The following is a 24,884-nucleotide window of genomic DNA, read 5'->3' on the forward strand; positions in this document are numbered from 1 at the left end:
CAACCCCGCTTCTCAGGCGCATTGAGGAAAAGAGGGCACCCGTTCTAAAATTCGGGGTCACTCATGGCTCACAGAGAAGCGAGCAGCGCAACTGAGAGGTTGCACATGGCTTTAATGAATCATGCACACACAGGGTGTGGACAGAGATAGGAGTTTCTTCATGGCATACATTCCAGATAATGTAAAGTGGTATCTAGCAGAGCTGGTCGAGGAAATTAAGGTTGAGGGAGACAACGAAAATATTGTCCATAACAACCTGATTCTGATCAGGGCCGATTCTCCTGAAGAGGCCTATACCAAAGCGTTGGCTAAGGGACAAGAGCTAAACGATGCCTATGAAAATACAGACGGCAAAAAAATCATCGTAACCTTTCGTGGTATCAGCGATTTGAATGCGATCCTCGATGAACTTGAAGACGGAGCTGAAATTGCCTATGAGGAACTGACCGATCTTTCTGAAGAAGAGATTGCCGACATGCTGCCCGCGAAAGAAGAACTGGGCGTCTTTCAACCGGATGAGGATGATGATAGTAAACCAGATTTATCTGACTCGGCCGTAGCAGAAGCTATGCGCATCATCCGTAAGTCCGAGCGCGAAAAATAAAGATGGGAGTCAGGCAGGGGGGTAAAGGGCATGGATAGGATCACCCTGTCTTTGTGCCGTGGTGATAGTTAACGGTACATTGATAGGATTCATGTGACTCAGCCGGGTCACAGCGAGATTGCAAGCCGGACTCCCTATCTTTAGTGTAATAGAAAGGACAAGAAGCAAGCTGCATTATATGCGACTTGCTTCTTGTCCTTTCTAGCGTTTCAAAAAGAGAAAATCTTAGAAAAACATGCGTCCACGGCGTGAGCGGGGCATGAGTAGGAAGGCGAGAATCATGCCACCGATCAGGCCACCAATATGGGCCCAGACGGCGATATTTGAGCCTGGTGTGAAGCCAAAGATCAGGTTGAGGGCCAGCCAGAACATCCACTGTCCAATGGCTCCTGTGCCAGCACGACCCATGGCCCGGCGATTGATCAGATAGAAGATACCGATCGCGCCAAAGATACCAAAGATGGCACCCGAGGCTCCGACAGCCACCCCACCAGGACTTAAGAAGAGGAAGGTGATACCACCAAGGATGCCTGAACCCAGGTAAATTGCCAGGTAACGCCATTTGCCATAGATGATTTCAACGCCCTGACCTACGAAGTAAAGGGATAACATATTCAGGGCAATATGGTAAATGTTGGTTGGATCATGCAGGAACATGGCTGTAAACAGTCGCCAGTATTCTCCATTATTAAGGATACTCGCATTGTCCTGAGCACCGAAGATGAAGACCGCAGGATTAATTGTCATCCAGAGATAGATCAGAATATTGATGAGGATCAGACTGATGGTTATGATGTTAGGATATTTACTTAACGCGAAGCGGGTCCTTACTACTTGACGGCGCATCGTCTCTGATTGTGGCCAACTGGATGCTGTATTGCGGGTGGTTTGTGATCTGGTATCGGGTCCCGGTGTACTGTCTGCACCTATGCCTGTAGCCGCTGATGCCGTGCTGGCTGTAGCTGCCATGCTTGGTTTCTCAAGAGCAGGAAAACAATTCTCAAAGCGTCCTCCATAGGAGAGACGGGTCGCACGGGCGCGAGCCAGATTGGCGTCATAATCCTGTCCATTTGCGCGTAACAGATATGAGCGCAGCGCATGGAGATAGCCGACACCTGGATCATTTTCGATCGCTTTATCGACACTCTGGAGGGCTCGATCATAGCGATGATCTAATAATTCGAGTAATGCCTGTGCGGTCCAGCCTTCAGTGCCACCGCCGGGCTGAAGTTCCTGTACACGTTTACAGGCCATCTGCACCACCCCATAATTACCGAGGGCAAGGTTCGCTTCGGCCAAACCCAGATGGACCTGTGGATTTTGTGTTTCAAGTTGAGCACCATGGGCGTAGGCGATCGCAGCCTCTCTGCCTTTTCCCTGGGCCAATGCTTCTCGACCCTGTTCGAGATAGTTTTGGAGTTCCGTTTGAGCTTCCACGAGATTTCCTCCCAATATTGCGATCGTCCACGCAAAAGATGCTTTGCGCCCGACGATTAGTTTCCTAATTGCAAAGCTAAAATAGCAAGTAGTAGTGTACCTAAAATTGTCAAGAGTGCCAAGGGCCAACGATAGGCCAGTTGATGCGTGTCGATCAGTGTATGTTCCCGGGTTTGTCTATAAAGAGGAGTAAACCACCAGCCCAGTATACAACCACTCAACAAACCACCAATATGGGCATAATTATCAACATTCGCGATGATCAGGCCCACACCTAAATTAATACCTACGATAAAAACAAGCCAGAGCAGCGCAAATAATCCACCATGTGGAAAGGCGCGTCGATGGATAACCACAAATAGGCTATAAGCTCCCACCAGTCCGAAAATGGCTCCGGATGCACCCACACTGATAACCTCGGGTGCGAAAGCAAAACTGGCGATAATACTGATAATGCCAGTAATCAGATAAATCAATAAGAAACGTAGATGACCAACCAGCCGCTCCAGAAACGTGCCAAGAATAACCAAATTAAGCATGTTGAGTCCAACATGTAAGAGATTAGCATGTAAAAAAATTGGCGTCAGAAAACGCCAGTATTGTCCATGCAGTATCAGATCGTTATCTTTGGCTCCATAGCGAATCAGCACATCGGTCAGTGCCGTATCACTACCTGCCTGTGTATCAATGGCGTTATCAAGTATATGCTTAATAATTGTCGGGACACTATGGGCTCCTGTCGCCTGCGCTACCTGGTAAGCAGTAAAGCACCAGAATAACGTTGAGCCAAGGGTAATTGCCCAGGTAACCCATGAGATGCGGCCAAAGCGAGAATGGGAGCGATAGGTAGCTAATGCGGCCCGATAGCTCACTTTAGCACGCATGGTACGCGTGGCCAGTCCATCAATGCTTTGAGGGTTGTTCACGTGCACCTCGCTTTATCTCTCATATCGCCTTCTACCCAATTTTTCTGTGCCATACGGACGTACTTCAGGCACTGTGAAGCAAGCGCATCTTATTGCCTCGCCATGTCATCCTGTCCTACTCCTGTTTTATCCCGTAGCCAGATTGCATAGAGGTCCTGAAGTACTCTGCTTCTTTGTATTTATTACGTACTAACATGAAGAAGGTCGCAAGTATGCACCTGGTATTGGTAAGGTTGCGGAATATCCATGCATCATCATTATTTGATGAAGCTGGCAGTTTGGATATAGGTTGCGATACCATTGAGCATAAATTGGATAGCCAGAGCCGCCAGGAGAATACCTAGAATACGGGATAAGACCAGGATGCCTGTTTTTCCAATGTGTTTGATGATCCAGGTACAGCTACGCATTGCCAGCCAGGCCAGGAACAGCGCGCTGATAATCGCGCCAGCCACTGCCAGCAGATTCATTGGATGAGGTGTTGCCTGTCCCACATAAAGAATTGTGGTTGCGATGGTGCCAGGACCAGCAATCATGGGGATCGCTAGCGGAAAGACGCTGATATCCTCACGGGTCATGGCCTCTTCTTCTTCGGCTTTGGTTTCACGTGTGCCTGACTGGCGACCAAAGAGCATATCAACTGCTACCAGGAAAAGCAGAGCTCCACCAGCAATATTAAATGCATAGAGCTCGATGCCTAGCCGATCTAAGAGAAAACGTCCTACCAGTGCGAAAAAGAGAATAATGCCTGCGCTAATAAAGGTTGCGCGCGCAACTATAGCATTGCGTTGTGCATTTGTAAAATGGGAGGTAAGTCCAACAACAACCGGGGCGAGCCCAACAGGATCAATGACGGTAATGAAGGTCACAAATGCGCTGATCGTAAAAGTAAAAGTGGTATCCACAAAAGAAGCCTCGATAAAGTGAAAAAAGTCAACAGAAACAAACCGTCGCCATTATATCACACAAGAGCTCGAATGAAGGGGGTGATGTGGGATGGTTCGTTTCAACTGAAGAACCATCCCTGGAGTTATGCTTGAACGTATGCGTTATGGTTCCGCTGTTGGTGTTGGTGTAGCTGATGCATACAGGCGACGACGGCGTGACCAGAGACGGTAGCTACGATAGGCGATCAGATACCAGAGCACTTCAAAAATGAGTGCGCCCGCCAATGCCTTGAATAAAGGCACATCATAGATAAGAATATCCTGAGGAACATTAATTAAAATTACATCGGTAGCGAACCAGATGCCAATTAATGCCACCACAATCGTGCCAAAGATGCCAAATGCTACCCGGCGACCAAAAATCAGGCGTGCGCAGCTGCCTACAACCACCGCCAAAACCCAACAGAGCACCTGGCCGACGCTCAATGTAAAGTGAATGTTACGCAAGCCAAATGTAAAAATGACGAGATCCGCGAATATCGGGTCCATTGACCCCTCCTTAGTTAAGCGCTGTTTTTATAGTAATTGGTGATACCAGAATGTCCTGCTTCATTACTCGACTGTATCTGTTACGTAATAGCTTGTAGAATAGGTAAAATTATTTCGAATTGGTCCTATTCAGGCTATTGTTGTGCCTGATTTGGAAGATACTCTTAAAAAGCAAAAATAACAATACTCTCTGGAAAAGTCTCAGCATTCTTTCATGTACAACTGAATTTTCTAAGGAAGCGTACTTCCTACTGCTACCTGCCCTGTCGCCGAATGGGTCTGTTTTTACGTACTAAAAGGGTAAAGGTATCTCTATATGCCTCATCCGGCGCATGGGCGGCGTCTCATAATATGTTTCTACTCAGATTCTAATTGCAGCCACTTCTGGTTGTTCTGGATGAGTTGAGGATTTTTACTACCACAAGAATTCATACCCGTGCGTTATAATGGAGCAGCATTAATTTAGAATCGTATTCGGAGGCACGTTATGCAAAAGGCAAAAAATTTCGCTATTATTATTGGCGCGGTTGTGGGTGTTGTCCTGGTTGGCGGCGTAGTTCTCGCCACTATCTTTGGCAAATTGCCCGAACTGCTTTATATCGTCTTGATTGTTCTGGCGCTCTTGCTGGTCGCTGGCACCATTTATCAGATATACTCAGTCTATAAACTGTATCGTACCATCAAGCTGGTCCAGGATGAGATGAAGCCATTGATGGGTTCACTCAATGAAACCCTGAACATTGTGAAGGATACAGCAAAGACCGCGGGAAATACCGTGTCTACAATTGGTACCGCGACCAAATTTACTTCAGAACTGGCGCTGGGTCCTGGTGTTCGCACCGTAGCCGGTGTGATGGCTGCTCAAGAGATGGGCCGTGTATTTCTTGGTAAAGGCCGCACGAGAAGTCGTGCTGATGAGCGTCGTAAACAGCAGATGGAGGCCATGGCCGCTGCAAATGCGTCCCTGGATGGAAGAGGTGAATAATGGCTGCAATAGTACTGGCTGCTAATACTATCCTGACAGCTGCAGGACAGATTGCAGCCCTCGTGATCTGTGTGTTTGTTCTGCTTTTTATCCTGGTGACTGTCGCTTTCAATTTGCTGACCTCCTTTGCTACATCCTGGTTGGAAGAGAAAGTACAGTTGATCAAATTATTGCGCCCATATGTGGAGAGCATTAATGGTTCGGCTCGCTCGGGTGAACGTGGTGTGGCTCCGGCAGACAATGCGCAACCAGTAGCGCGTGTGGCGGGCATAGTTCCGCAACGTCTGAATGATATAGACCAAAAAGTAGAGCAGGTATCTGATCGAGTTACCAACGCGGCTATCGAAGTTCGCGCGCGCACTTTGCAGGCAAAGACAATCGCCAAAGCATTTTTCTTGCCTGGCTTGATGCATCGAGAAGTGACTAAGGAGCCAGTAGTCGATCGAGAAGGACTCGAGTTTACCAGTCCTGGTTATCGTGCGTTGATGGAAGAACGGCCAGAAGTGATTCCAGGCCGGGAACCCCGCCACGAGGAACCCCGGCAACAAGTGATGCCCGGTCAAAGATAAAATATGGCGCTTTTTCGATCTTACTTACAGCAATTCGGGCGTTTCCAACGAAACGCCCGTTTGTATCTTATCAGCAATGCTTTGAGTGGCATAACCATAGGAATTCTTCAGGTTCTCTATAATCTTTATTTGATCGCGCTTGGCTATCGAACTGACTTTATTGGTTTAGTCTTATTTATTGGCACCATTGGTGGTGGCCTGGCTATTTTTCCGGCTGGCTTATGTGTGGATCGCTTTGGTGGGAAGGCTATTCTGATCTGGGGAAGTGTGCTGGTTGGAATTGCCGGAGCAGGACAGATAATTCTGCGCACGCCCTTTTTCTTACTCCTAAGCGCTTTTATCGCCGGTATTGGTGGGGCCTGTGTGCTGGTTGTTAATGCCCCTTTCCTCACGCGCAACAGTACTTCCGAGGAGCGTCCCCATCTTTTTAGCCTGAACATTGTGCTGTTATTGGTTACAACCGTAATTGGAGAAGGACTGGGTGGCATCTTACCACTCTGGTTTCGCTCGCTAGCATGGCTGATGGCTCCTTTACCTATCTGGCTGCACTGGTTGCTCGCGCCTCAGATGCTGGCTCGCTCCTATCAATTGTCCCTCTTACTCGCTGGACTCATCGCGGCCCCCAGTTTTATTCCTCTTTTTCTCTTAAGCGATGACCGACCCCGGTCGACATTCCAACCGGATCAGGTTGCAATCCCCAGGATTGGGTTGAAAGCTCGCCTGGCTGTTGTGGCTGGATGGAGAAAGATACCTCCGCGTCTCCTGCTTGCTCATCCATTAACTGCTATGATTCTGGTGCAGATTTTAATTGGAACTGGAGCAGGTCTATTACTGCCGTACTTCAATGTGTATTTTGTACAGCATCTAGGAGCGACCTCAGCCTTATTTGGGGGCATTGACGCGGCTGCTAATACATTGAACGCACTGCTTACTTTACTCGCCCCCTGGCTCGTCCTACGCATTGGTAAGGTGGCTGCCCTTGTCGTACCAAGAGTCATTAGCTTGCCAGTGATGTTGCTGATTGGCATTACCAATTCACTACCGTTGGCCGCAACCCTTTATCCTTTGCGGCAGGGACTAATGGATATGTCCCAGGGCATCCTGCAAGTCTTTTCTATGGAGGTTGTTTCACCACAGCATCGAGGACTGGCTAATAGCAGTTATCAGGCCTCCTACCAGATTATGTGGGCCGTGGGTGCCTCAATTGGCGGTGTAGTGATTGCACGCACTGGATACATCCCGGTCTTCATCGCAACCACCATCCTTTACTCCTGTGCCCTGGCCCTTCTCTGGAGCCGCTTTGGTCGTGGCCGCTGGCAAGAATCACATAGTTAAGCATAGAACTAGTGCCAGCCTGGGGAGCGCTGACGCCCCCGATCATATTTTATTATTAATGATATGGTGCAAAAATGTGTGAACACACATTTTTGCACCATATCATTAATAATAAAATATCAGAAGCACCTTGGTGCGATACTCATTTCAAGCATTTATGAACGCCATGAAAGCGAGATATGCCCAATAAAAAAGCCTGCATCCAGTGTCTAACGGATGCAGGCTTTTTTAGTAGTGTTAAGCGATCTCTTCAGCTGGATCCTTTTTCACGGTGAAGTGAATAAGCAAGATGCTGAATTCATAGAGTACTGATAGTGCTACACCGATAAAAATCGGGCTGTACAGGTCACCACCAGGCGTAATAACCGTCGCAGCCGCCCATAGTCCCACATGGGCCATAGCACGCTTACTCTTCAGGAAGCCTTCTGTCACAATACCAATTAATGCTAGAAAGGTCAGCACTAGTGGTAGTTCAAAGACCGCTCCAAAGATGAGCAAGAAGAACGATACAAATGAGAAGTAGCTATTAGCCGATATCAATTCTGTAAAGTTATCTGCTCCGAAGTTAATCAGAAAACTCACTGGAAACTGTAGAATAAAGTAACCAAGTGTGACACCTATGACGAAAAGTATCAATCCCAATCCAATGAACGGGACCGCATGCTTTTTCTCTTTATCATAGAGTCCTGGTGCAATGAATGCCCATAGTTGATACAGGATGACTGGCAAGGCGAAAACCAGGCCAAAGACGATTGAGAGCTTGATTGAAACTGTAAAAGCTTCTCCCAGGCCCGTCATCACCAGTTTGTGGCCTTCTTTTCCACCAATGCTATTGGCCGAAAGTGGCAATGGCGCATCCAATATGTGAATGAGCCAGTCACGGAAGATAAAAGCGATGACCACGCCTACTGCCACTGCGATCAGACATTTAAAGATGCGCCAGCGGAGCTCTTCAAGATGATCTATCAGTGACATGGCAGAGGGGTCATTCTCGTCCTCATCATTGTCATTTGATGAGTTGTCAATTCCTCCTGACTGTAGCAGGCCCTGCTGATCTAGATCACTGGCAGCCATAAGATCCCCCTATACTAGTGTCAGCAGTTTTCATTAGTCAACGGTTGGGGTGCTCTTCACCTCGGATGGTGTGGCTCTCACCTCGGGCTGTGCAGCTTCCTGAGCGGCCAGAGCAGCTTTTTTCGCGGCCAATTCGCGCTCAATGACCTCTAACTCTAAACGAGCTGACTCAGTTGCTGACTGCTTGGACTGAATCTCTTCTTCGTCTTCTTTTGGTTTGGTGATTTCGTTGACGCCATTTTTGAATTCTTTGATGCTTTTACCGATGGCTGAACCCATTTCAGGCAGTTTCTTTGGTCCAAAGACAAGCAAAGCAACGACAAGAACGACGATAAATTCTAATCCGTGTCCGCCAAGTAAACCCATGATGAAATGTCCTTTCCTACTGGTGTGCTGACGCATGTATGTCGCACATTGAAAACTTGCTTTCTATAGTGAATGTACGCTGTGAAACTGAATTTGGATCAGTCACTCTGTAAAATAGGCTCTAAACGAGAGAATAATCCAATGACTAGGAATATGCCGGTTGCTGCCCTTCCTGGCTGTTCAGTATGCCTTCAATGCTGGCAATGCCCGAACTTAGTAGACCCAGGCCAGCGGAGCTTAAGGCTACCAGTTGCACGACACGGCGACGACTGATGCGTTGTTCGCTCAAGCGTCTGATCTGTGACTGTTGCTGGCGTGTTGCCTCTGCTTGCCGCTGTATCGAGGCACACAGGCGCTGCTCCAGACCTTCCGGTACTGTACTATTTGGACCATGGTGGCGTAGCAGCAAGGTCTCTATTGAGTCGTTATACATAGCCACTCCATATTGATGGTGTCTGACTGGCCAGGGATAAGCGTTGGTGCCGATCGGGCTGCGCTCTTCGCTGGTTGTGTTCTGAGTCATTAGACTGGTTTAATGAGTCAGTGGATTGCGGTGGTACCGTATCTACTAACTCTTCGCCACTCTCCTGTGTATAGAGCTGTTGGAATTGCTTGCGTGCCCGTGCCAGGCGTTGCCGCACGGCCGCTTCCTTTACATCCAGCAGGGTTGCGATCTCTGGTGTCGAGAGACCTCCTACGATTGAGAGCAAGAGGCAGACACGTAGCGCTTCTGGTAATTGTGCCATTGTGCGCTGTACCATATCTTGTTCTGCGATCACTTCGGCCGGATCTTCGTGGCCTGCACTGCCATAGCCACCGGGTTGTACCGGGGCCGCCTGTTCTTGAACAAGCTCATCGCTGGCTCTCCCTTGCTCTTTCCCTTCTATCTGACGCCTCTCCTGCATACTCGAAAAGGGTATAAAGCTAAATAAAGCTCGCCTTCTTTTTTGCATGCGTACAGTATTCAGGGCGATGCGTAGCAGCCAGGCTTTGGCGTGAAAGTGTCCGCCACTACTGGCTTGCGCTGCATCGATGCCCTTCAGCGCTTGATGAAAGGTATCTTGCGTAAGATCCTGGCTTTCTTCCCAATTATTGGTGAGGCCATAGATCGTATGGAATACCAGCTTATAGTATTCATGAATAAGTACTTCGACAGCTTGTGCTGCAGGCATTTTATCCACACACAACTCTTTTCGCGTTTGTAAGAGGGCGTTCTCTGGTGAGAATTCCGTCTACGTTAATGTAGATGCATGGCACCATGGATTTGTGACATCACTTTGATGAAAAAATAAAATTGCTTAATAATACTGTGTCAGTATTTATTTTTGACGCCTCGCGCCTTCGGCGCTCGCTTGTTTTTGAGTGGGGACGGGCGCGGCGGCTGCCGCGCCCGTCCCCACTCAAAAGAGGGATGATAGGATGCGCTCGTCCCCACTCAAAAGAGGGATGATGGGATGCGCTCGTCCCCACTCAAAAGAGTGATGGTAGGAGCTTACATATAGTACTTAAAAGATTTTCAAAGAATGAAATTGGCATACAGCGGGGAGGTGCAGGAGGGGCGGCGAGCCCCTCCTGCCGGGGATGGGGGTGTCCCCCACGAATCTCCCCAGCCTCCCGCCGCAGGCGGGAAGGAAGCGTTTTTTTTATATACCATTTTATTAAAGTGAAGATTATATAAATGGGTGATGGAATGGTTATATGGTGTTTTTAGGTGGAGAAATAGTGATTGGAGATTAAAATGGGCGACCGGGTGGTCGCCCTATCAGGGTGGCACTTGCTGTGCATAAGAAGATATTGAGCAAGTACCCGGTGACCTATCAGCCTTCAGTTTGACTGAGGGATAGAGAGGATACAAGGGGCAGTTGCCCCTTGAACGGGATGGGGGACTACGTCCCTACTCTTCCCTCTCCACTTTTACCATGGCAGGCAAACCTGCAACCGAAGAGTGACCACTCACTGGCATTGCGAAATATTAGCGCAAATGCTCTTCAATGTAATCTTCGGCTTCCTGAACTGTTGTGATCTTCTCGGCATCCTCGTCAGAAATCTGTAATTTGAATTCCTCTTCGAGTGACATGATGAGTTCGACCAGGTCCAGTGAATCTGCGTTGAGATCCTCAACGAAGGATGCACTTGAAACGACTTCGCTCTCATCAACGCCGAGCTGGTCAACAATAATTTTTTTCAGGCGATCATGGATGGTAGGCATTAATTTACCTCGCTTTCAGCTTTTGAGATGGGCTGTTGTTGGGCCCTATTAAATATTGTACCAAGAACTCCATTAATGAAGCGACTTGAGGTTTCACTGCCGTATGTTTTGGCAAGTTCCACCGCTTCGTTAATAGCCGCCTTGGCTGGTACAGTATTATTAAACAGAATTTCGTAGATTGCAAGTCTGAGTATGGTTTTGTCGATACGGGCCATCTGCTGTAACGGCCATTCACGGGCCGCACTTTGGATGTGGGCATCGATATCAGTAAGATGATTATACGCACCTAGAACGAGCTCGCTAGCGTATTCTACGACCTTGGGGTGCAGATTGCGCTCCTCGGCATGACGCTGCAAGACCTCTTCTGGGGCGTGGTTGGCTATATCGTATTCATAGAGTGTTTGCAGTGCGATCATTCGCGCTTGCCTGCGTATCCCTGGCATAGTGTCCTCAAATGGTGACTAGCTGGTGTCTGGAACGTTCTAGCTATACTGGTAACGTATGGCAAAAACAAACAGACGGTGTTTGACTCATCAGATACGTAAAATTATGCGACATCCTGGATATAGACGTTTACGTCTCGTACTTGCATACCGATCATATTTTCAATGGCGGTGGCAACTTCTTCCTGGACTGCCGTTCCTACTTCCACTATATTACTACCAGATTCAACGATAAGGTAAAGATCAGCTGAAACAGTATTGTCTTTAACTGTAAGGTTGATGCCTTGGTAGGGTACATCTCGACCCAATAGGCGTGACCATTGGTCACTGGTATGGGCCATACCGACGACACCACGGATTTGTAAAGCGGTACTTAACACGATGGTTGTTAGCACGGGACGTGCTACGCGTACCACTCCAGTCGGTTGGGATTCAATGGCCATCTTGCTTGATACCTCCTGGTTACAGTGATAAACCACCGTCGATACTGATTACCTGACCGGTGATATATTGGGCTGCAGGTGTACACAGAAATGCGACGGTGGTAGCGATTTCTGCGGGTGTACCCAGGCGTCCCAGCGCGATTTTTTCGGCCAGTTGACCGCGTACCTCTTGCGAAAGTTCAGCGGTCATATCTGTTTCGATAAATCCTGGTGCGACGGCATTGACACGGATATTGCGTGAACCGAGTTCCCGTGCCAGGGTTTTGCTGAAGGCAATCAGCCCACCCTTGGCTGCCGTATAGTTAGCCTGACCAGGGTTGCCGCTCAGAGCGGTCACAGAAGCGATATTTACAATACTGCCCTTACGGGTGCGTACCATCATACGCGCTGCTGCTTTACTGCAAAGATAGGCGCTTTTTAGATTTGTGTCAAGTACATTATCCCAATCGTCTTCGCTCATACGTAACAAAAGGTTATCCTGTGTGATTCCCGCGTTATTGATCAGGATTTGCACTGGTCCAAGCTGGCTACTGGCGGCTGAAAAAAGGCGTTGAACGTCGTCCGCCTTGCTTACGTCTGCGGCTAGCGCGATAGCGCGTCCTTCGTGCGCCATGATCTGTTCAACGACCGCATATGCATGCGTTTCGCTACCTCGATAATTGACGCAGACGGCTGCCCCTTGACGAGCCAGTTCCAATGCGATTGCTTTGCCAATACCTCTAGATGCTCCTGTAACAAGGGCTACCTGCCCTGAAAGTGGCGGCTGCTGTGGGTAATCCTCACGGCTCATGTCGCTCTTCTCTTTCCCGTCATAATGCTATACGGTGTGTTTTCCTCGCAGGAAGACAACTAGTGATGGTTATCTTTAGTATAAACGTCAGGCTAGCAAGCCCAGATCCTGTACTTTAACAACCGCTTTGTCAATGTCGGCCACACTTCCAATATTGATGATGGTGGCTCCCTTTACAATACGTTTGATCATTCCTGCCAGTGCCTGACCAGGACCAATCTCAAAAAATGTGTTGACGCCCTGGGCCGCTAAATATTCAATAGTGCGGATCCATTGAACGGACTCAGCGATCTGCTGGGCCAGTTCCTGGCGAATATCTGAGGCATCGGTCATCGGTAAGGCGCTAATGTTGCTGATGATCGGGTGCGCGGCTGTTTGAATCTGAGTAGCGGCAATAGATGCGGCCAATTTTGCTGCGGCCGGTTGCATAACTGGTGAATGGAAGGCACCACTGACTGAGAGTGGAATGGCGCGTTTGGCGCCTCGATCCCTGGCCAGAGCGCAGGCCGCCTCTAAAGCGTGCTGCTCGCCCGAAATAACGATTTGTCCTGGCGCATTGTAATTTGCCAGCACCACCTGCCCGAATCCCGGATGCTGTTCGGTGTTACCCGTATCGTTGTGGTGTTGTTGACTGACTTCCTGGCAAATCTCCTGTAGAGCTTCTGCATCCATACCAATAATCGCGGCCATACCGCCGGGACAGCGCTCTTCCTCCTCATGCATCAAACGACCACGTTCTCGTACCAGATAAGCCACACCAGGCACATCAATAGCGCCAGCAGCCACTAACGCGGTACATTCACCTACGCTATGACCGGCAGTATAACTGGGAATAAGTGGTGTAGACCAGGATGAATTTTGGGGAGAGAGGGCTTCTTGGAAGGCTGCAAGATATGCCAGACTGACCGCGACAATCGCTGGTTGGGCATTAATGGTAGAGCGTAAGGTCTCTTCAGGACCCTGGAAGCAAAGATTGCTGAGTGAGAAGCCTAAAGTTTCGTCGAAAGTGTTAAAGACGTGTCTGGCGGCCGTAGAGGCTGCAAAGACATCGGCTCCCATTCCAACATTTTGACTTCCCTGCCCTGGAAATAGAAAGGCAACTTGTGTCGTCATTTTGTTCACTTCGTTTACAGACAGAAGAAGCTGCGCTATCCATGGCTATGGATAGAAAGAGGTAAAGTTCTATCCAGCCATAGCAGCGCACGCAGGCCGCACCGTAGTTGCCAGCAGGAATTCAATTCCATCTTCATTCATAACTGGTCGTTGTCATCCTGACAGCTCTCACCGTACATCCTGCGATGGGGTTAGGGTAGGTAGGACTCATGACCAACCATGATACCACTACGCGACCAGGCGTGCGTTCATGGTAGCGTTTGCTACTTCTTACTTACTTGTCTTGGGCAAGATAACCTGGCGACCACGATAGGTGCCACAGTTGGGGCAAGCGTGATGCGAAAGGCGTGGACGCTTGCATTGTGGGCAGGCAACTAGCTGTGGTACATCCAGATGATGATGCGCACGGCGCTCTCCCTGACGAGCGTGCGAGATGCGTTGTTTAGGTAATGCTCCCATTACTGTCTTCTCCTCTTCCACCAGTATTGTGTCCTGAATGATCAGGTGTACCTACTCGTGTATGCTAATGTGTTATGATGATTTTTCGTTTTGCAATAATTGCTTGAGCACGCTCAGACGGGTATCAACCTCAGGTTCCTGGCAGTCACATGGACCCAGGTTGAGGTCGTGGCCACACTGTGCACACAGGCCTGCGCAATCTTCCTTACATAAAGGCACCATCGGGATCGCGAGCAAGACGGCTTGCCGGATTGCTTCGGTGAGATCAACCTGATGGTGCTCGTCGATGGGGAAAACATCATCCTCATCGATTGGAGGAAGTGGCGTACCCGTTACCACGTCCACCGTAGGGTAAAAGCGCTCTTCGAATGTCACATGCATTGGTTGCTCAAAGTGTTTTAAGCAACGGGCACATTCGAGCTCAGTCGTAAGATCAACCCACCCATCAACCAGGAGTCCCTGATTAACACGGCGCATGCGTACATGCCCCTTGATAGGTCCGATTACCTTGAGATCGTTATCGAGCTGGACCTGTTCTTCCTGAATATCTGCCTCTAATGCCGCCCCCGAACCAAACGGAGACTTCATTAATTGCGCCACATTAAAGATCATGGAATTGTATCCTTCCCATTGAGATCTAAACGAGTATTGAACTCTTGCCGGTAAATACGTTTTGGCGCAAGGTGAATTGTTCCTTACTCTTCTCTGGCGCTTGCTCATTATAGACAAGGCATGGGAGGGTGTCAAGTCCTGCAACTCGTTATAAAAGTATCGAGTGGGCCGGATTGAAAGAGAGAAGCGTAAGGATATGCCCCTTGCGGATAAGCAAGGTAGTTGCTTACACTGGATAGTTTGGGCCACCCATGGTATCGGCTGCTAGCGAGGCGCGCCTTGGCATGGGCCGGGGTTGTAGTGCGTCATCATCGTCATCGTCATCAGCGTGTGGCACCATTTCATCAGGTGTCGCCACATCTTCTTCTAGCTCGGTTTCCTCATTTTCTGGACGTCCTTCCAGGCTATCGAGGCCTCGTTCAATACTCATGACTGTGCGTTCAATTTCCATTTCCACATTAAGGAGATGTTCACGCAGATTGCGTAGTGTTTCGGAGGCATAGGTGTCTGAGTCGATTTGCATTTGTTCAGTGTGTGTTTCGGCGCGCCGAACAATTGATTGCGCCTGATCGTTGGCCCGGCGTATGATCTCTTGCGAACGTTCTTCGGCTGCCCGCAGCAGTCCTTCGCGTGCCATGGTGCGTTCCGCCTCTTCTCGTGCACGGGATACCATGGTTGACGCTTCGGTTTGGGCCTGGGCCAGGATACGTTCCTTTTCCTGCATAATACGTCGGGCCTGTTTGATTTCACCGGGAACTGATGTACGCATTTGTTCAATAATGGTCAGTAGATCTGCCTCTTTAAGGATGATCTGGTTGACCAGGGGCATGCGCTTGCTATTGGCGACAAGGTTCTCCAAACGATCTACAAGGTAGAGTATATCCATATTATTCCTTGCCTCCTTCCCATGCCGTTATGTCCCCTCCGGACGTGGCGAGATCCCTCTTTATCCCAAAAAGAGGTCTATCGGCTAACGTACGTTTATTCTACGAACAGCTTACCCGGTATGTTGCAATTTATGCGCTGGCTATTTTCGAGTCTCGCTCTGCTTGTTCAGGAGTGCCTGTGCCACCGATGCGGGTAACATATCGGCTACATCTCCTCCCAGACTTGCGACCTCTTTGATTAAAGATGAACTGACAAAGAGTTGGTCCAGATTGGTTAAAAAACATACGGTCTCAATATCTGGAGCTAATTTGCGATTCATCAGCCCTTGTTGAAACTCCGCATCAAAGTCATTGGGTGAGCGTAATCCCTTGATGATTGCCTGCGCGCCTATTGCTCGTGCATATTCAATGGTCAGACCGGTATATTTTTCTACACGTACGTTGTTCAGACCCTCATTGGCCAGAACCTCTTGCCAGAGTGCTACCCGCTCATCAACCGAGAAAAGCAGATTTTTGATGGGGAAAGCGTAGACCGCGATAATAAGCTCATCAAATAGTCGTGCTCCTCGGAGCGCGATGTCAAGATGTCCATTGGTGACGGGATCAAAACTGCCCGGATAAATAGCGAGGCGGTGACGCGATTCCTGCTGACTCACATAAGCTCCTTTGCTAACGTCTGTGTTAGAAACTGCCAATGAAAGGCATTGAAAATAGATACAGACATTAAAACATATTCACCGCAGTTCGGCAATAGCTGAGGAAAAAGTTTTTAAGTGGTGCCGTGGGTGTGCCGATCAGCACACCCACGGCACCACTTAAAAGAAGCAAGCGTTGCAGGCAATATTGCGAATGGTTTATGCCAGTTTATTGTTGCGTTTGTAACGTGCTGCGATCATTTCACCAACGCCGATGGCACCCAGGCCAATCAATAAGTGGATGATCTGAATGACGATATGTGATGAACCGAGAGACAGCCAGCTAAGTTGTCCCAGGCCAACGATTGGCAGGAGCAAACCCAGTACAAAAGCGCCAATGGCCAATCCCATATTGCGTCCCTTAGCTGCGGTTGCAATACCAAAGGCTAGCAGCCAGAGGGCAATCATTGCCAGCAGGCCCAGCAGCATATGAATCATAACAATACCATCTGGAATCAGGTTGGCCCAGAGTAAAATACCTACAATAAGTGCAAGCACAACGCAGATACGCAATGCCATAATACCAATACGAACAATCACGGTTAAATCTCCTTAAAAAATACATGTTGACGGTGAGTGAGTCTTACATACCTGAAAATTGTTTGCCAGGCATGTATCTATGAAAAACGTTATGCCTGGAAAAGCATATGTTTATCATGCGAAAAAAATTTATTGAGAGCGGCCAGCCTCCAATATAGTACTTCCCTTACGATCATGAGGACTTTGAATCCTACTAAGTATTGGGAAGACCACCAGGGTTGCCAGCAATACCAGCAGGCCACCAATAAGCAAGGGAATGCCCGCACTACTATAAGTATCAACGCCACCAGCGATTAATGGTCCAATTATCCGACCCAGTCCCGCGACGCCCTGGGCTAACCCTAGTAGCTCACCTTGTGTCTCTGCCGGACTGGCAAAGGACAGCAACGTAGAAATGGTTGGACTAATTGCGCCATCGCCGATACTTAATAGTCCCACACTGATTAATACTAGCGCAAGATAGTTACTAAATGCCAGCATGATCAGTCCTACTGCCAGCAAAAGCAGTCCACCAAACATAACCTTCTGCTCATTCCAACGTTTGACCAGTCGCCCGACCAGTCCACCCTGCATCAGGACAACTACAAAGCCAACATAGGTGAACAGGTAAGCATTCTGGGTTGAGCCCCAGCCGAACTTTTGCTGAGAGAAGAGCGGAAAAATTGTTTCCATGGCGGTAAAAGCAATCGTAAACAGCAGATTGACCAGGATCAGTCTGAGTACAATTGGTAGTTGTATTGCCCGTTGCCAGCCTGTCCAGAGGACATTCAAGCGATTCATCGAGTGTGTTTCACCCGCTTCTTCAGCAGTTAATGGCAACTTTTGTGTACGCGTTTCTGGTAAAAAGAAGAAGACCAGGAGCGCATTAAGCAGGGCAATACCAGCCGCCGTCCAGAAAGGCACTGCTGGCCCTAATGGGGAGAGAATTCCGCCCATTGCCGGTCCAATTACAAATCCCATCCCAATGGCGGCCCCAATCAATCCCATGCCTTTTGCGCGCTCTTTGGCTGGCGTCACATCAGCGACCACTGCCTGAGCCGAGCCAATGTTAGAAGCACCCAGGCCTCCTACGAAACGCGCCAGCAGCAACATTGGTAATGAGCCTGACAACGCGGTCAACCCAAATGATAGTGTTTCAATAAGCAATGAGATGATAATCACGGGTCGGCGTCCATAGCGATCAGACAGGCCACCTAGCACAGGCGTAAAAATAAACTGTGCCAGGGCGTAAGCAGTAACAATGGCGCCAACTCCAATTGGATTTGCGCCTAGATGCTGAGCCCAGAATGGCAAAAGCGGAATAATTAAGCCAAAGCCCGTAAAATCGATCAAGATTGTGAGTGCCATCAATATCAGCGGTGATCGCTTTTTTTGCTGCATGACCAAAAGTGCTCCTGTACCTCTATGTTGTTTCTATTCTATAATGCAGCTGGCCCCGTTTCTGGTTCCTGATTATGAGCATATGTTACTCCGCTCGAATATGCTCAATCGTTTGTACGAGCCAGCGTGTTTCAGCTTCCAGCAGCATTAATTTGTGTTCATTAACGAGTCGGTGCGCGGCGTCTACCTCACAGTCGGATCCCATCTGCTGAACGATGTTGTTGCGATATGCTTCCATAAGTAGGAAGCGTTGTTGTAGCAGGCTACATGCTTCATCAGCGGTCAGGTGATGTAAGAAAAACAGCCATGCATCTACTTCATTTAAGCCAGGCGTAAAAGTACTGATCATATCGCGTAAGAGCGTAGCGAAATATTCTTTTCCTCGCTCCGTAATATAATACAGATCCCGTTCACGCAAAGCCACTTCCTCATGGGCCGCACCAGGCCCAGGAGCCTCTACCGTCTCACGCCGAAGCTCGAGGTAGCCATCGGCAACCAGGCGTTCCAACTGATAATAGATAGTAGGTTTTTTGATATGATTGGCAAGATCATGATGCATCTCAATGAACTCTCGAATCTGTTGCCCATACATAGGCCTCTCAAGCAATACACCAAGCAACACAACTTGTTTATACATAAGCCACCGCCAATTAAGTCAAATCTGACTTGATTATATCGGAAACAAACCCTGCAAGTCAAGGGGACGTGAAATACAAATGTACGCGTAATTTTGTAAAAACTGTGAAGCATACCATAGTAATTCCAGCTGAAATACTATATTATGAAAGTACTGTAGCAGAAAATATCTATTTTATTCTATGTTGTATATGTCTGCTACCGTTCAATCGTATGAATAGAACCAATCATCAGTGAGTGGCATTGGTACTGGTTTTCAGATTATTACAGATATTACCACAGTTGAGGAGCTGTTCATGGGACAGGATACACATTTATTTTGTGCAGAGTGTGGGGCGGCAAACCCTACGCACGCCAGGTTCTGTCGTTTTTGTGGCCACTCTATCAGTACTCAGATCAGCTTACCTCAGCCACTTGCCTCAAATCCATCAATCCCGATTGCGGTTGTGCCAGCTTCAGAACGTGACTCTCAGCCCTTAAAGGTGCGAGAACTCTTAAAGCACCGTTACCGCCTTGTGAAGCAGATAGGCTCAGGTGGCTATGGCAAGATCTATCAAGCCATCGATACAGAGTTCATGGATCGACGTGTGGCGATTAAAGAGATGATTCAGCAAGGTCTGGGTCAGCAGGAACTGCTTGATGCCGCTGAAAGCTTTAAGCGCGAAGCTGTACTACTCGCGACGCTAACCCATCCCAATTTACCAAGTATCTATGACTATTTTTCAGAGAATGGTAACTGGTATCTGGTGATGAGTTTTATTGAAGGTGAGACCCTTGAGCATTATCTACAGCAGCGTGGTGGCTCCCTTTCCATTGAAAAAGTGTTGCAAATTGGTATTCAGCTGGCGACGGTACTGAGCTTTTTGCATACGCGTCGGCCCGCCATTGTTTTCCGTGATTTGAAACCCTCTAATGTGATGCGTACGCCTGAAGGGCAGATTTATTTGATTGATTTTGGCATTGCGCGCCATTTTAAATACGGAAAGTTAAAGGATACCATGGTGCTGGGATCTCCCGGTTACGCGGCTCCTGAGCAATATGGACGAGCCCAGACGACACCGCAGGCCGATGTTTACAGCCTTGGCATTGTGCTGTATCAGCTGATCACCGGCATCGATCCTTCCCATTCACCATTTGCGCACAAAGATTTGGAACTCCCTCAGCATCCTCAGCTACGTATCTTGATTTTATGTATGTTAGAGCTTGATCCAAAGCGACGACCATCCAGTATGGGAAACATTCAACGCGAATTACAACGTATTGCCAGCGGTAAAGTTATCAATGTGCAGAAGCCAGCTGCCCGTGTGTCACCAACCCTCTTTCAGGTCCAGGCCTATATTCCATCCTGGCGTTCATCTTCCTCGGCCATTCGCCGTTCCATTTTATCTCCCAGGAGCTGATTTTTTTTGCATATCTGCCGCTCCTAATGACCCACACCATTGCCATGCCTCGTCTTCTTACTAGCATGTCTCTGTTTTTTCAACGTTTTGCTTCTATGCTGTGTGAGAGAAGTGAAATCGTTGTATTATGAATACTGTCATGTGCGGATTCTTTCTCTAAAGTCGTGTTTCCATCTTATTATCCATAAGATGAGGCAAAATGCACATGGCATTTAGTGCTAGCGCGTATGCATGAGCATACTGATAGAAGGAGTTTTTCCATGCCCAAAGCAACCTGGAACGGCGTTACACTGGCCGAGAGCGATAACTGCGTGGTAGTTGAAGGTAATCAATACTTTCCACCTGATTCTGTAAACAAAGAATATTTTAAAGCGAGCGATACCCACACCACCTGTCCATGGAAAGGTCTGGCCAGTTACTATACGGTCGAGGTGAATGGCGAGGCAAACAAGGATGCAGCCTGGTATTATCCTGAGCCCAAAGATGCGGCCAAACAAATTAAGGATCACGTTGCATTCTGGCGTGGTGTATCGGTGGAAGTCTAATTCTATGCGTTAGAAGAAGGTAAGCTAACTGGTCTTCGTGCTTTGTCGACAACACTGGCAGGGAATAAATTTTTGTGTGTGTGATGTTTTGATGGGAAGTTATGTTGCTAAGTGAAGGGAATAAATCAGGAACATGCAAATGACCAGGAATGCTAAAATTCTTGTAACAATTGCTTTGATGTTGGGTATGGCTCTTGCTGCTCTGGATACAACCATTGTTGGTACGGCCATGCCCAGTATCGTTGGCAAACTGGGTGGTATTACCCTCTATTCGTGGGTCTTTTCGGCCTATCTTCTTACCTCAACTACTACGGTGCCTATCTATGGCAAACTGGCCGATCTCTATGGCCGTAAGCCGCTTTTTTTATTTGGATCAGTGGTATTTCTCATTGGTTCTGTCGCGTCCGGTTTCTCTCATTCTATGGTGGAGCTGATTATCTTCCGAGCCATTCAAGGTCTGGGAGCAGGTGCAGTCCAACCAATTGTACTTACTATCATTGGTGATATCTTTGCTTTAAAAGAACGTGCTCGTATTCAAGGTTTATTTAGCGGCGTCTGGGGATTATCCAGTATCATTGGCCCGGCTCTCGGTGGCTTGATTGTGGATCATTTTTCCTGGCGTTGGGTTTTCTTCATCAATGTTCCTTTTGGTTTACTCTCGGCACTTATACTCCTGTTTGCCTTAAAAGAGCAGGTTGAGCGAAAAAAGCATCATCTAGACTATGTTGGTACTATAACCTTGAGTGTTAGTATTGTGGCTCTGCTTTTCGCCTTTTTACAGGGTGGTACCAGCTGGTCCTGGATTTCGTGGCAAAGCATTGGACTCTTTGCTGTATCGCTGCTGTTATTAGCATGGTTCCTGCGTGAAGAGCGACGGGCTGCCGAGCCGATTCTTCCGCTGGATCTTTTCCAGAATCGCATCATTGTCATTTCAAGTATTGGTGGTGTGGTCTTAGGAACGTTGATGTTTGGGGTTACTTCCTATGTGCCTCTGTTTATGCAGGGGGTTAAGGGTGGAAGTGCTACCGATGCCGGTATTATTCTGGGACCCCTTTTGCTGGCCTGGCCGATTGCGGCCACGATTAGTGGTAAGATCGTGATAAGCTATGGCTATCGCTTAACCGCCCTGTTTGGGACCGCTTTATCGCTGGTAGGTGTTGGTATGGCCTTGCTGTTTACGCCTCAGATTAGCCTGGCGTTTATTATCGTGGCGATGGTCCTGATTGGAACCGGTCTGGGCTTTTCCAGTTCTGCCTATATTCTTTCGGTACAAAATGCAGTACCCTGGAATTTGCGTGGCGTGGCGACTGCATCAACGCAGTTTTTCCGCACGATTGGTGGTACCATCGGTGTGGCGATCATGGGCTCGATCTTAAATGCTCAGATGGCCCAGCGTTTTACGCCCATCTTTGCTAATTATCAGAGTGTATTGCAGCACTTACCAAAGGGTGTATCGCCAGCCAATGTATTATTGACGCCTGGTGTGCGCGAAACGTTGCCCACAGCTCTACTCAATCAATTGCAAGTAGCCCTTTCACAAAGCCTGTTCTGGGTTTACCTGCTCCTTTTCATCCTGGCCATAATTGGTGTTGTGGCTATGTTCTGGCTTCCCGGTGGTCGTGCTGATCAATACATGTATAAAAGCGAATCCACTGCTACTGAAGAACAGCCCCAATCCGATGCCGTCGTACCCCATATAGGTTAAGGTGTAAAGCAAAGCGAGAGGGCGCGGTGTTCAGAATTGATGCACACCGCGCCCTCTCGCTTTTCATAGCTGAATTTAAGCTTGCTCTAAATTCTCGGCAAGCTCTTTTCCTTCCTCGTCACCAGGTTGCTGTAACTGTAAGCCGACTTCTGGCTTTTTGCCTGTGAAGGGATGGAGCCAGGCTTTGACGCGCAGATAGAGTACCATTATGCCGCTAAACCATAGGCCTCCATAAATGTAGCCAGCCGCTACGTCACTGGGCCAGTGGGCTCCCAGATAAATTCTGGACGGGCCGATACAGGCAATTAAGACGGTACAGATGCCGATTAAAATGTCTCGAATCCGTCCTGAGCGCCAGTTGGTAGCCAGTAGATAGATGAGCAATCCATAGAAGTTGGTATAGTGCATCACGTGTCCACTGGGAAAGCTGGGTTCATTGATGACTTTAACGACCGTGACCAGCTCCTGGGTGGGGCGTGGCCGTTTAATGACACGTTTAACGATGGCGTTGAGCAACGTTGATGACGATGTCAGCAGAATAAATAACGCTTCAAGGCGGAAGCGCAAGACCCAGAAAATGGCCGCCACACCCACTGTTTGTGGAATTGCATATTTAGCAAAGCCAACTTCTGAGATGCCAAAGAAGAAGCGTCTTAACCAGGGATGGCGATATTTTTGTAATCTGGCTGTAATCGACATATCGCCAGGAAAAAATTGTGTGCGGCGAGCAATCAAGGAGAGAATTACAGCTCCGGATAGTAGCCAGAGATAGAATGCCATAAACATGGTACCACGTGATACAGCCCTCCGTCCTGAGACCGAGGATTCGGCCGCGAGACGTTGCGCTTCTGTCATTACTGGTGGCACTTGCACCTCAGGCAACTTCACCTGGGGCAGAGGTGGTGTTTGTACTTTGATTGCATTTGCATCAGTATTTATCTGCTCAGGAATTACCCCTTTTTTGGTTGGTCTACGAAGAGGATTAAACATATACAGGACCTTTCTCTTGCTTCTGGTCGCGTTGTACGGCCCGTCGATAGATATTTCTTTTCTTGTTCTCCGGTTTGGTGATATTGGGGCCTTCCGCAATCTTTTTAGGCACCCGCACCTGTAGTACCCCGGCTTCGATCACAATGGTTGCCGGGGTGTGCCCTGCCGGAACGCCATCTGCATGTATTTCTACTGGATTTTCCGCCTCAACTGTGATCGCTTTCACCTTACGGCGACTGATTTTCTGGCTCAAGTCCCGTTTACCCTGACTGATCGAAATGGCGTGGCGGATATAATTAAACTTGCTGAATCGGCGGTAGATTAACACATCCAATAGACCATCATCCATGACTGCGTTGGGTGCAAATTGTAATCGTGCTCCATAATATGGTGAGTTACAGACGCTAATTTGAATCGCATGAACATGGCGCCGTTTTTTATGATCAAAAGTCACTGTAAAGCGGGTCGGCTTAAAAGTAAAAAGTGTATAGAGTCCTTGTGCGATACCACGGGCCGTTGAGACTATGCCTTTGCTTTTGAATTCTTCGGCAGCAGGAAAGATAGCAGCTTCCAGGCCAACACCCGAGACCTCTAAAAAGATCTGGTCATTCACTTTTCCTACATCTATGCGACTGTTTGAACCTTTAGCAATAATTTCACAGGCTTTCTCAATCTCTTCTGGAATCTTCAAGCTACGAGCAATATTATTCATGGTTCCCATCGGCAGAATGCCCAGTGTGCTCTTTGTTCCAATAAGCCCTGTAGCTACTGCATGCAGTGTTCCATCACCACCCGCAGCAATGACAATCTCCGCGCCATCAGCCGCTGCCTGACGCGCGAGACCAGTGCCAGGATCTTCTACGGTTGTATATTGGACAGTGGGTTCTATATTGTGGGTCCGTAAAGAGGCCAGAATCAACTCTTTGGTATCATCTAGAGTTGTGTGATTTTCAGCCAGTGCTGACTCACCGGATGTTGGATTGAGGATAAGTACGGTGCGCATAAAACGGTTCCCCTTGGTGTATAATTTTCATTTACATCCCTGCATTTATTTGACTGAGACTGCATTGGCAGGCACTTCTAATAGACGTGTGAAAATGAAGTGTCTGTGGTGGCTCTCTCTACTATAGCGATGTTTACCCATCCCCCCTCGACATAACCTTATTTAATACACGCACCAACGGACGAGTTAGTGTCATCTTACCCATTCTATGAAAAAGCTACTATGTGCACCTCTTAAAGCACCATAGTTTATTGTTCTTTCGCTTCCAATCCCTCTGCGATTTTTCCACTGTGCTCGAATGG

General features: G+C 48.3%; 29 protein-coding genes. 7 read left to right on the forward strand and 22 right to left on the reverse strand.

The window, feature by feature from the left end:
* Positions 1-160 precede the first annotated feature (160 nt).
* Positions 161-604, forward strand: coding sequence for a DUF4288 domain-containing protein (locus tag EL633_RS12630; RefSeq protein WP_161982112.1), 444 nt, complete (start codon positions 161-163; stop codon positions 602-604).
* Between the two features lie 225 nt (positions 605-829).
* Here EL633_RS12630 and EL633_RS12635 read toward each other — a convergent pair whose 3' ends face one another.
* From EL633_RS12635 to EL633_RS12650, 4 genes are all read right to left on the reverse strand, one after another.
* Positions 830-2,041, reverse strand: coding sequence for a rhomboid family protein (locus tag EL633_RS12635; protein WP_126627521.1), 1,212 nt, complete (start codon positions 2,039-2,041; stop codon positions 830-832).
* Between the two features lie 56 nt (positions 2,042-2,097).
* Positions 2,098-2,967 carry a rhomboid family intramembrane serine protease gene (locus EL633_RS12640; RefSeq protein ID WP_126627522.1) on the reverse strand — a complete coding sequence of 290 codons (870 nt, stop codon included), beginning with the start codon at positions 2,965-2,967 and terminating at the stop codon, positions 2,098-2,100.
* Between the two features lie 257 nt (positions 2,968-3,224).
* Positions 3,225-3,872: a MarC family protein gene (locus EL633_RS12645; RefSeq protein WP_126627523.1), complete on the reverse strand. Its 648-nt coding sequence runs from the start codon at positions 3,870-3,872 to the stop codon at positions 3,225-3,227.
* A 144-nt stretch (positions 3,873-4,016) separates the two neighbouring features.
* Positions 4,017-4,403, reverse strand: a complete 387-nt coding sequence (locus tag EL633_RS12650; RefSeq protein WP_126627524.1) for a hypothetical protein — start codon at positions 4,401-4,403, stop codon at positions 4,017-4,019.
* A gap of 487 nt (positions 4,404-4,890) precedes the next feature.
* Between EL633_RS12650 and EL633_RS12655 the strand changes: the two genes are divergently transcribed.
* The 3 genes from EL633_RS12655 to EL633_RS12665 are packed head-to-tail and all read left to right on the forward strand — an operon-like array spanning position 4,891 to position 7,292.
* Positions 4,891-5,388 carry a hypothetical protein gene (locus EL633_RS12655; RefSeq protein WP_126627525.1) on the forward strand — a complete coding sequence of 166 codons (498 nt, stop codon included), beginning with the start codon at positions 4,891-4,893 and terminating at the stop codon, positions 5,386-5,388.
* On the forward strand, positions 5,388-5,957 hold the full coding sequence (locus EL633_RS12660; protein WP_126627526.1) for a hypothetical protein: 570 nt from the start codon (positions 5,388-5,390) through the stop codon (positions 5,955-5,957). Before EL633_RS12655 ends, EL633_RS12660 begins: the two co-directional genes overlap by 1 nt.
* Positions 5,958-5,960: 3 nt before the next feature.
* Entirely contained in the window at positions 5,961-7,292 is a 1,332-nt protein-coding gene (locus EL633_RS12665) for an MFS transporter (protein WP_126627527.1), read from the forward strand.
* A 237-nt stretch (positions 7,293-7,529) separates the two neighbouring features.
* Here the strand turns inward: EL633_RS12665 and tatC are convergent, their stop codons facing one another.
* The 16 genes from tatC to EL633_RS12745 form a co-directional block, all read right to left on the reverse strand.
* Positions 7,530-8,366, reverse strand: a complete 837-nt coding sequence (gene tatC / locus EL633_RS12670; protein ID WP_126627528.1) for a twin-arginine translocase subunit TatC — start codon at positions 8,364-8,366, stop codon at positions 7,530-7,532.
* 33 nt (positions 8,367-8,399) lie between these two features.
* Positions 8,400-8,732 carry a Sec-independent protein translocase subunit TatA/TatB gene (locus EL633_RS37835; protein ID WP_126627529.1) on the reverse strand — a complete coding sequence of 111 codons (333 nt, stop codon included), beginning with the start codon at positions 8,730-8,732 and terminating at the stop codon, positions 8,400-8,402.
* A 145-nt stretch (positions 8,733-8,877) separates the two neighbouring features.
* On the reverse strand, positions 8,878-9,165 hold the full coding sequence (locus tag EL633_RS12680) for a hypothetical protein (RefSeq protein WP_126627530.1): 288 nt from the start codon (positions 9,163-9,165) through the stop codon (positions 8,878-8,880).
* Complete coding sequence (locus EL633_RS12685) at positions 9,158-9,904, reverse strand: RNA polymerase sigma factor (protein ID WP_246039215.1); 747 nt, start codon at positions 9,902-9,904, stop codon at positions 9,158-9,160. Before EL633_RS12685 ends, EL633_RS12680 begins: the two co-directional genes overlap by 8 nt.
* 800 nt (positions 9,905-10,704) lie before the next feature.
* Positions 10,705-10,941, reverse strand: coding sequence for an acyl carrier protein (acpP, locus tag EL633_RS12690; RefSeq protein ID WP_126627532.1), 237 nt, complete (start codon positions 10,939-10,941; stop codon positions 10,705-10,707).
* Entirely contained in the window at positions 10,941-11,384 is a 444-nt protein-coding gene (gene nusB, locus EL633_RS12695) for a transcription antitermination factor NusB (RefSeq protein WP_126627533.1), read from the reverse strand. The genes acpP and nusB overlap by 1 nt, the downstream gene beginning before the upstream one ends.
* A 104-nt stretch (positions 11,385-11,488) precedes the next feature.
* Positions 11,489-11,827 (reverse strand): Asp23/Gls24 family envelope stress response protein, encoded by a 339-nt coding sequence (locus EL633_RS12700; protein WP_126627534.1) that lies wholly within the window; start codon positions 11,825-11,827, stop codon positions 11,489-11,491.
* Positions 11,828-11,846: 19 nt separating this feature from the next.
* On the reverse strand, positions 11,847-12,617 hold the full coding sequence (fabG, locus tag EL633_RS12705; RefSeq protein ID WP_126627535.1) for a 3-oxoacyl-[acyl-carrier-protein] reductase: 771 nt from the start codon (positions 12,615-12,617) through the stop codon (positions 11,847-11,849).
* 87 nt (positions 12,618-12,704) lie between these two features.
* Complete coding sequence (fabD, locus tag EL633_RS12710; RefSeq protein WP_126627536.1) at positions 12,705-13,730, reverse strand: ACP S-malonyltransferase; 1,026 nt, start codon at positions 13,728-13,730, stop codon at positions 12,705-12,707.
* A 270-nt stretch (positions 13,731-14,000) separates the two neighbouring features.
* Positions 14,001-14,189: a 50S ribosomal protein L32 gene (gene rpmF / locus EL633_RS12715; RefSeq protein WP_126627537.1), complete on the reverse strand. Its 189-nt coding sequence runs from the start codon at positions 14,187-14,189 to the stop codon at positions 14,001-14,003.
* A gap of 72 nt (positions 14,190-14,261) precedes the next feature.
* Positions 14,262-14,801 carry a YceD family protein gene (locus EL633_RS12720; RefSeq protein ID WP_161982113.1) on the reverse strand — a complete coding sequence of 180 codons (540 nt, stop codon included), beginning with the start codon at positions 14,799-14,801 and terminating at the stop codon, positions 14,262-14,264.
* Between the two features lie 226 nt (positions 14,802-15,027).
* Positions 15,028-15,687, reverse strand: a complete 660-nt coding sequence (locus EL633_RS12725; protein ID WP_126627539.1) for an ATP synthase subunit B family protein — start codon at positions 15,685-15,687, stop codon at positions 15,028-15,030.
* A 141-nt stretch (positions 15,688-15,828) separates the two neighbouring features.
* Complete coding sequence (coaD, locus tag EL633_RS12730; RefSeq protein ID WP_126627540.1) at positions 15,829-16,344, reverse strand: pantetheine-phosphate adenylyltransferase; 516 nt, start codon at positions 16,342-16,344, stop codon at positions 15,829-15,831.
* 198 nt (positions 16,345-16,542) lie between these two features.
* Positions 16,543-16,923 (reverse strand): hypothetical protein, encoded by a 381-nt coding sequence (locus EL633_RS12735; RefSeq protein ID WP_126627541.1) that lies wholly within the window; start codon positions 16,921-16,923, stop codon positions 16,543-16,545.
* Positions 16,924-17,052: 129 nt separating this feature from the next.
* A complete protein-coding gene (locus EL633_RS12740) occupies positions 17,053-18,303 on the reverse strand; it encodes an MFS transporter (RefSeq protein ID WP_126627542.1) in 1,251 nt (416 codons plus the stop codon).
* Positions 18,304-18,388: 85 nt separating this feature from the next.
* Positions 18,389-18,940: a PadR family transcriptional regulator gene (locus tag EL633_RS12745; protein ID WP_126627543.1), complete on the reverse strand. Its 552-nt coding sequence runs from the start codon at positions 18,938-18,940 to the stop codon at positions 18,389-18,391.
* Between the two features lie 295 nt (positions 18,941-19,235).
* On the opposite strand from EL633_RS12745, the gene EL633_RS12750 reads away from it, so the two are divergent.
* The 3 genes from EL633_RS12750 (at position 19,236) to EL633_RS12760 (ending at position 22,589) form a co-directional block, all read left to right on the forward strand.
* The gene (locus EL633_RS12750; RefSeq protein ID WP_126627544.1) at positions 19,236-20,339 is read left to right on the forward strand and encodes a serine/threonine protein kinase; all 1,104 of its coding nucleotides are present in this window, start codon (positions 19,236-19,238) and stop codon (positions 20,337-20,339) included.
* Between the two features lie 260 nt (positions 20,340-20,599).
* On the forward strand, positions 20,600-20,884 hold the full coding sequence (locus EL633_RS12755; RefSeq protein WP_126627545.1) for a DUF427 domain-containing protein: 285 nt from the start codon (positions 20,600-20,602) through the stop codon (positions 20,882-20,884).
* A gap of 133 nt (positions 20,885-21,017) precedes the next feature.
* Entirely contained in the window at positions 21,018-22,589 is a 1,572-nt protein-coding gene (locus tag EL633_RS12760) for an MDR family MFS transporter (protein WP_246039124.1), read from the forward strand.
* A gap of 75 nt (positions 22,590-22,664) precedes the next feature.
* Here the strand turns inward: EL633_RS12760 and EL633_RS12765 are convergent, their stop codons facing one another.
* Positions 22,665-23,579 (reverse strand): phosphatase PAP2 family protein, encoded by a 915-nt coding sequence (locus EL633_RS12765; protein ID WP_126627546.1) that lies wholly within the window; start codon positions 23,577-23,579, stop codon positions 22,665-22,667.
* On the reverse strand, positions 23,572-24,582 hold the full coding sequence (locus EL633_RS12770; RefSeq protein WP_126627547.1) for a diacylglycerol/lipid kinase family protein: 1,011 nt from the start codon (positions 24,580-24,582) through the stop codon (positions 23,572-23,574). The genes EL633_RS12765 and EL633_RS12770 overlap by 8 nt, the downstream gene beginning before the upstream one ends.
* Between the last annotated feature and the right edge of the window lie 302 nt (positions 24,583-24,884).

Origin of the sequence: Dictyobacter alpinus (assembly GCF_003967575.1) — a bacterium.
GTDB lineage: Bacteria > Chloroflexota > Ktedonobacteria > Ktedonobacterales > Ktedonobacteraceae > Dictyobacter > Dictyobacter alpinus.

What these genes read in the sequence shown, in the direction of transcription:
- EL633_RS12630 (WP_161982112.1), top strand. Translation starts at nt 161, where the DNA reads ATGGCATACATTCCAGATAATGTAAAGTGGTATCTAGCAGAGCTGGTC.
- EL633_RS12650 (WP_126627524.1), bottom strand. Translation starts at nt 4,403, where the DNA reads ATGGACCCGATATTCGCGGATCTCGTCATTTTTACATTTGGCTTGCGT.
- EL633_RS12655 (WP_126627525.1), top strand. Translation starts at nt 4,891, where the DNA reads ATGCAAAAGGCAAAAAATTTCGCTATTATTATTGGCGCGGTTGTGGGT.
- EL633_RS12660 (WP_126627526.1), top strand. Translation starts at nt 5,388, where the DNA reads ATGGCTGCAATAGTACTGGCTGCTAATACTATCCTGACAGCTGCAGGA.
- EL633_RS12665 (WP_126627527.1), top strand. Translation starts at nt 5,961, where the DNA reads ATGGCGCTTTTTCGATCTTACTTACAGCAATTCGGGCGTTTCCAACGA.
- tatC (WP_126627528.1), bottom strand. Translation starts at nt 8,366, where the DNA reads ATGGCTGCCAGTGATCTAGATCAGCAGGGCCTGCTACAGTCAGGAGGA.
- EL633_RS37835 (WP_126627529.1), bottom strand. Translation starts at nt 8,732, where the DNA reads ATGGGTTTACTTGGCGGACACGGATTAGAATTTATCGTCGTTCTTGTC.
- EL633_RS12680 (WP_126627530.1), bottom strand. Translation starts at nt 9,165, where the DNA reads ATGTATAACGACTCAATAGAGACCTTGCTGCTACGCCACCATGGTCCA.
- EL633_RS12685 (WP_246039215.1), bottom strand. Translation starts at nt 9,904, where the DNA reads ATGCCTGCAGCACAAGCTGTCGAAGTACTTATTCATGAATACTATAAG.
- acpP (WP_126627532.1), bottom strand. Translation starts at nt 10,941, where the DNA reads ATGCCTACCATCCATGATCGCCTGAAAAAAATTATTGTTGACCAGCTC.
- nusB (WP_126627533.1), bottom strand. Translation starts at nt 11,384, where the DNA reads ATGCCAGGGATACGCAGGCAAGCGCGAATGATCGCACTGCAAACACTC.
- EL633_RS12700 (WP_126627534.1), bottom strand. Translation starts at nt 11,827, where the DNA reads ATGGCCATTGAATCCCAACCGACTGGAGTGGTACGCGTAGCACGTCCC.
- fabG (WP_126627535.1), bottom strand. Translation starts at nt 12,617, where the DNA reads ATGAGCCGTGAGGATTACCCACAGCAGCCGCCACTTTCAGGGCAGGTA.
- fabD (WP_126627536.1), bottom strand. Translation starts at nt 13,730, where the DNA reads ATGACGACACAAGTTGCCTTTCTATTTCCAGGGCAGGGAAGTCAAAAT.
- rpmF (WP_126627537.1), bottom strand. Translation starts at nt 14,189, where the DNA reads ATGGGAGCATTACCTAAACAACGCATCTCGCACGCTCGTCAGGGAGAG.
- EL633_RS12720 (WP_161982113.1), bottom strand. Translation starts at nt 14,801, where the DNA reads ATGATCTTTAATGTGGCGCAATTAATGAAGTCTCCGTTTGGTTCGGGG.
- EL633_RS12725 (WP_126627539.1), bottom strand. Translation starts at nt 15,687, where the DNA reads ATGGATATACTCTACCTTGTAGATCGTTTGGAGAACCTTGTCGCCAAT.
- EL633_RS12740 (WP_126627542.1), bottom strand. Translation starts at nt 18,303, where the DNA reads ATGCAGCAAAAAAAGCGATCACCGCTGATATTGATGGCACTCACAATC.
- EL633_RS12745 (WP_126627543.1), bottom strand. Translation starts at nt 18,940, where the DNA reads ATGTATAAACAAGTTGTGTTGCTTGGTGTATTGCTTGAGAGGCCTATG.
- EL633_RS12750 (WP_126627544.1), top strand. Translation starts at nt 19,236, where the DNA reads ATGGGACAGGATACACATTTATTTTGTGCAGAGTGTGGGGCGGCAAAC.
- EL633_RS12755 (WP_126627545.1), top strand. Translation starts at nt 20,600, where the DNA reads ATGCCCAAAGCAACCTGGAACGGCGTTACACTGGCCGAGAGCGATAAC.
- EL633_RS12760 (WP_246039124.1), top strand. Translation starts at nt 21,018, where the DNA reads ATGCAAATGACCAGGAATGCTAAAATTCTTGTAACAATTGCTTTGATG.
- EL633_RS12765 (WP_126627546.1), bottom strand. Translation starts at nt 23,579, where the DNA reads ATGTTTAATCCTCTTCGTAGACCAACCAAAAAAGGGGTAATTCCTGAG.
- EL633_RS12770 (WP_126627547.1), bottom strand. Translation starts at nt 24,582, where the DNA reads ATGCGCACCGTACTTATCCTCAATCCAACATCCGGTGAGTCAGCACTG.